Here is a 5,067-nt window from a genome sequence, read left to right on the forward strand (position 1 = left end):
GAGTTCCCATGGGCGACGACGGCGCGATGGACAAGATGAAGGGCAAGGCCAAGGAGATGAAGGGCAAGGCGACGGGCAACCGGAGCGAGCAGGCCGCGGGCAAGGGCGAGCACATGAAGGGCCAGGCCAAGGAGGCCATGGGCGACATGCGCGACGACATGCGCGACGAGGACGACAACTCCATGCAGTCGATCCGGCGCGACGACAACCGCGACGACGACCGGAAGTGACACCTCGCCCCACCTCGGGCCCCGGCCGGCCTCCGGCCGGGGCCCGTTCGCGTATCCGGCGGGTTCCGTCGCCAGGGGACACGGCGGTGCGTAGGGTGCTGACTGACGATCTGACGCCTCGCCGCCGGTAGCGGCCCCGGCCCCACGGGTGGTCACGACCGAAGGCACACCGCAGATGAGCGAGCCGGCAGGGCAGGCAGCCGACGCACTGGTGATCTTCGGGATCACCGGGGACCTCGCCCGCAAGATGACACTCCGCTCCCTCTACCTCCTGGAGGTGGCGGGCCGGCTGGACTGCCCGGTCCTCGGAGTGGCCCGCGAGAACTGGTCCCCGGACGATCTGCACCACGCGATCGAGGCCGCGGCCCGCGCCGACGGGGGCGAGGTGGACGCCGGCGCCCTGAGCCGGCTGAAGCAGCGGTTCTCGTACCTGCAGGGTGAATTCGACGCGCCGTCCACCTTCCAGCGGCTGGCCGAGCGGATGAAGGGTACCCGCAGGCCGCTGTTCTACCTGGAGATCCCGCCGTCGCTGTTCTCCGGCGTGGTCGGCGCGCTGGGCCGGGCCGGTCTGACGACGAACAGCCGGGTCCTGATCGAGAAGCCCTTCGGCCACGACCTCGCCTCGGCTCGGAGCCTCAACCAGGCGCTGCACCAGGTCCTGAACGAGGACCAGATCCTGCGCATCGACCACTTCCTGGGCAAGCAGCCGGTGCTGGACATCACCACCCTGCGCTTCGCCAACACTATCCTGGAACCGGTCTGGCACCGCGAACACATCGCCGCGGTGCAGATCACGCTGGCCGAGGACTTCGGGGTGGAGGACCGCGGCAGCTTCTACGACGGCGTCGGCGCGCTGCGGGACGTGGTGCAGAACCACCTGCTGCAAGTGCTCGCGCTGATCGCCATGGACCCGCCGGCCGACATGGGCGACGCCGCCCTGTGGGACGAACGGGCCAAGGTCTTCCGGGCCATCAGCGACGTCGACCCGGTCCGGACGGTGCGCGGCCAGTACGAGGGATACGACCAGGTGGCCGGCGTGCGGGCCGGCTCCGGCACCGAGACCTACGTGGCCCTGCGGCTGGAGGTGGACAACGAGCGCTGGGCGGGCGTGCCGTTCTTCATCCGGGCCGGCAAGGCCCTGGCCACCCGGTCCACCGAGATCAGGGTGATCTTCAAACAGCGGATCGCCGCCGCTGTCCCCGGCCCGACCCACCCGACACCGAACCAGGCGATCCTGCGGATCGATCCCGATCCCGGGCTGCGCCTGACCATGCTCTCCAAGGGCGCCGACGGCTCCGGGGCCCGCGAGGTCCACCTCGATCTCCCCTTCACCAGCGAACTCGGCAAACCGCCCACCCCCTACGAACGCCTGCTGCACGACGCGCTCGCGGGCGACCGCTCGCTGTTCACCCGCGAGGACGCCGTGGAGGAGACGTGGCGGATCCTGCAGCCGCTGCTGGACCGGCCGCCGGCCGTGGTCCAGTACGCCTCCGGGTCCTGGGGACCCTCGCAGGCGGACGATCTGCTCCGCGGCCATCTGCCCTGGATGCGGCCCTGGGCGCCGGAGGCGGGCCCCGGCGAGGGATGACCCGGCGCCGGCCGGCGGGGTCGGGTCGGCGGGCCGGGTCAGTGGCTGAGCACGTTCACCGCCACGATGCACAGGCCGAGCAGCACGTCCACCGCGCCGACCCGGCAGGCACCCGGCCAGGCCTGCCCCGCCACCCGGGCCGCCAGCAGCCCCCAGCCGAACAGCGCCGCGGTGTTGATGACCAGGGCGACATCGATCCCGCTCTCCTCGTCCCACCACCCGGCGTGCGCGCCGAGCAGGGTGGCCAGGGTCGGCACGACGGCGGCGACCAGCGGCCACTCGGTCAGCACCGACCGGACCGTCCGGGCGGTCACCTGCTTCTCGCCGGGCATCCGGTGGGCGATGGCGTGCGCGTAGCCGTGCGCGGCGGCCGAGGAGACCGCGCCCACCAGGATCCACAGCGCGTCGTACCCCGGGTCGGCCGGTCCGCTGTCGTGGTCGAGGGCCGCGGCCAGCGCGCTGGCCAGCACCGTCCCGTACACGCCGCCGAACAGCAGACGCTGCAGGGGCTCGCCGCGCCGCTGGGCGAGCATGGGCCGGGGGCTGCCGGACACCGCGCCGTCTTCGTCCACTCGCCCGCTTCCTCTCCGCGCCGTCACGCAGCGTGCGCCGCGGTGACAGGACATCTATAGCCCGCACGGGCCGGCGGCACCCGGGAGCCCGGCCCGCGGCACCCGGACGGCGACCGCCGGCGGCGGCGGGCGCCGGGGAATGCGAGGTGCGGGGGATGTGTTACAGCAGGCGAACCGAGAACGAAAACCGTTCCACCGGAACATCGGGTGGGACCCCCAGGAAGGGGGGCAGGACATGGCCCGTAGTGAACTGCGTCCGATCGTCAAGCTGCGCTCCTCGGCAGGGACGGGTTACGCCTACGTCACCCGCAAGAACCGCCGCAACGATCCCGACCGGCTGCAGCTGACCAAGTACGACCCGGTCGCGCGCCGGCACGTGCTCTTCCGCGAAGAGCGCTGACCGCACACCGCAGCACGGCACTCCGCAGCACCGAACACCGCACAAACGCACACCGCACTCAGCAGAGAGCGAGGGCACCCGTGAAGAACGTCATCCACCCCGACTACCATCCCGTCGTGTTCCGCGACAAGGCCGCCGGAATGAGCTTCCTCAGCCGTTCGACCGCCGCCGGCAACGGCACGGTCGTGTGGGAGGACGGGTCGACGTACCCGGTCGTGGACGTGGAGATCTCCTCGGCGAGCCACCCCTTCTACACCGGTAACGCCCGTGTCATGGACACCGCTGGCCGGGTCGAGCGGTTCAACCGCCGCTACGGCGGCGACAGCTCCTGACCGCGGTCACCGAACGCGCCCGCCCCCGGCCTGCTGGCCGGGGGCGGGCGCTTTCTCGTCGGCCACGGCGCCGCGGGCTCCGTCAGTGGCCGATGGCCGCCGGGGCGGGGGCGGCCGACGCCGTGACGTCGGCCGCGTTCACCAGCGCCACCCGGTGGTCGAGCTGGATCGTGTACATCTGTCCGGCCCCGACCACCAGCGCGTCGCCGGCGGCGAAGAAGTCGTCGGTGGCGACCGGCGGCCGGGTGGCGACATAGGCCTGGCCGGCCGGGATCGAGTAGGCGGTGAGCGGGGCCTGCGTCGAGGGGGTCCGCCCCGCGGGATACTCCGACGGCTGCGGATAGCCCTGGCCGTAGACGGCCACCGGCGACGCGCCGGCCCCGGTGACGATCCGCACCCCCTGGGCCGGCGTGGTGTTGCGGCCGTCCGGGTTGGCGAACCACACCTTCTGGCCGCTGAACCAGATCGCCGTCCAGTCGCCGCTGCTGCCGGCCACCACGAACTGCTGCCCGTCCGACACGGTGCTGCCCCAGTCGTGGATCGAGTCGGTGCCGGCCGCGGCCCCCGGGTGGATGGCCGGGTCGGCGAACAGCGGCGCGGTCGCGCTGGGGGCGGTGCGGACGTACAGGAAGTTGGCGGGCGCGGCCCGGTCGGTGCACGCCTTGGTGGCGCCGGTCGGGTCGTCGGCCGCGCAGACGTTGACGGTCTGCTGGTTGCCGGTGAAGCCGGTCGTGATGGTCACCGCGGAGCCGACCGGTGCCACGCCGTGCCCGCCGGTGTCCGTCGGGGCGCCGAGCAGGGCCATGAAGGAGGACCAGTCCCAGTACGGTCCGGGGTCCCAGTGCATGCCCACGACGTAACTGCTCTGCGGGCCGGGGACGTTGTCATGGCCGATGATGTGCTCGCGGTCGAGCGGGATGTCGTAGCGCGCGGCGAGGTACGCCACCAGGGCGGCCGTGTCCTGGTACTGCTCCTGGGTGTACCAGGTCGCGCCCTGGGCGGCGTATCCCTCGTGCTCGATCCCGATCGAGTGCATGTTGAACCAGTAGTTGCCGTCGTGGAAGGCGAGGTCCTTGTCGGCGACCATCTGGGTGATCGCGCCGTCCGAGGCGCGCATGACGTAGTGTGCCGAGTCCCCGTTCCCGGAGGTCTGGAAGGCGTTGACGGCCGACTGGTAGGAGGACTCGGTGTCGTGGATGACGATGTACTTGACGTCCATGCCGTCGGCCGGCCGGTTGGCCACCTGGTAGTTGGTCGTCGCCGCCGGGAGGAACCGGCAGTCCAGGCCGGACGGGCACTGCGCGGTGGTGTCCGCGGCCGGCTGCAGACCGAGCCGGGACAGCTGGCCGGTGGCGGGCCGGATCGACGGGTCGGCGGGCAGTTCGACGCGCTGCCCCTCGGAGGTGGTCAGCCGGGCCCCCGACGTCATCCGGGCGAAGACGTGGTCGGCGAACGAGGCGGCCGCCTTCTCGTCGCCGGAGCCGCTGTAGCGGGCCACCGCGCCGTACCAGTCGGCCGGGTCGGCCGAGGTGCCGCCGGTCACGTCCTGCTGGTAGGAGGCGAGCAGCGCCGCGCCGCCGCGGATGTTCTGCGCGGTGCTGTCGCGCAGTTGTCGGTCGGGGATCCCGGTGAGTTTCGCGGCGGCCCTCAGGGTGTGCAGCGCCGGATCGGCGGCCAGCGCCCCGAGATCGGCGCGGCCGGCCGCGCCGGCTCCGCCGCCGGACAGCATCCGCTCGGTGACGTCGGTGAGGTTCATCGGGCCGTAGCCGCCACCGGTGTTGTACGCGCCGGGGTGCGCGACCCATCCGGACTCCTGGTACGCCACCGCCAGCAGTACCGTCCCGGGTACGTGGAACTCCGCGGCCGCCGCGGCGAACTGCGCCTGTTCGGCGCCCGCTCCGGCGCCCGGCCCGGCGCTCGGCCCGGCGCTCGGCCCGGCGCTCGG

General features: G+C 72.6%; 6 protein-coding genes. 4 read left to right on the forward strand and 2 right to left on the reverse strand.

Translation table 11 applies throughout. From position 1 onward, the window contains the following. Positions 1-230: CsbD family protein (locus GA0115240_RS22880; RefSeq protein ID WP_346267971.1), on the forward strand; the 230-nt coding region annotated here is incomplete at its 5' end. A gap of 175 nt (positions 231-405) precedes the next feature. After that, a complete protein-coding gene (zwf, locus tag GA0115240_RS22885; protein WP_093739159.1) occupies positions 406-1,818 on the forward strand; it encodes a glucose-6-phosphate dehydrogenase in 1,413 nt (470 codons plus the stop codon). A 38-nt stretch (positions 1,819-1,856) separates the two neighbouring features. Here the strand turns inward: zwf and GA0115240_RS22890 are convergent, their stop codons facing one another. Beyond that, positions 1,857-2,390 carry a hypothetical protein gene (locus GA0115240_RS22890; protein WP_346267972.1) on the reverse strand — a complete coding sequence of 178 codons (534 nt, stop codon included), beginning with the start codon at positions 2,388-2,390 and terminating at the stop codon, positions 1,857-1,859. Positions 2,391-2,625: 235 nt separating this feature from the next. Here GA0115240_RS22890 and rpmG point away from each other — a divergent pair, with 235 nt between their 5' ends. Both rpmG and GA0115240_RS22900 read left to right on the forward strand, forming a co-directional pair. After that, positions 2,626-2,790 (forward strand): 50S ribosomal protein L33, encoded by a 165-nt coding sequence (gene rpmG, locus GA0115240_RS22895; RefSeq protein ID WP_093739155.1) that lies wholly within the window; start codon positions 2,626-2,628, stop codon positions 2,788-2,790. Positions 2,791-2,870: 80 nt separating this feature from the next. Next, positions 2,871-3,122 carry a type B 50S ribosomal protein L31 gene (locus GA0115240_RS22900; protein ID WP_093739157.1) on the forward strand — a complete coding sequence of 84 codons (252 nt, stop codon included), beginning with the start codon at positions 2,871-2,873 and terminating at the stop codon, positions 3,120-3,122. A gap of 82 nt (positions 3,123-3,204) precedes the next feature. Here GA0115240_RS22900 and GA0115240_RS22905 read toward each other — a convergent pair. Further along, a partial coding sequence (locus GA0115240_RS22905; protein ID WP_237555133.1) for an N-acetylmuramoyl-L-alanine amidase occupies positions 3,205-5,067 on the reverse strand: 1,863 nt, incomplete at its 5' end.

Source organism: Streptomyces sp. DvalAA-14 (assembly GCF_900091855.1).
GTDB lineage: Bacteria > Actinomycetota > Actinomycetes > Streptomycetales > Streptomycetaceae > Actinacidiphila.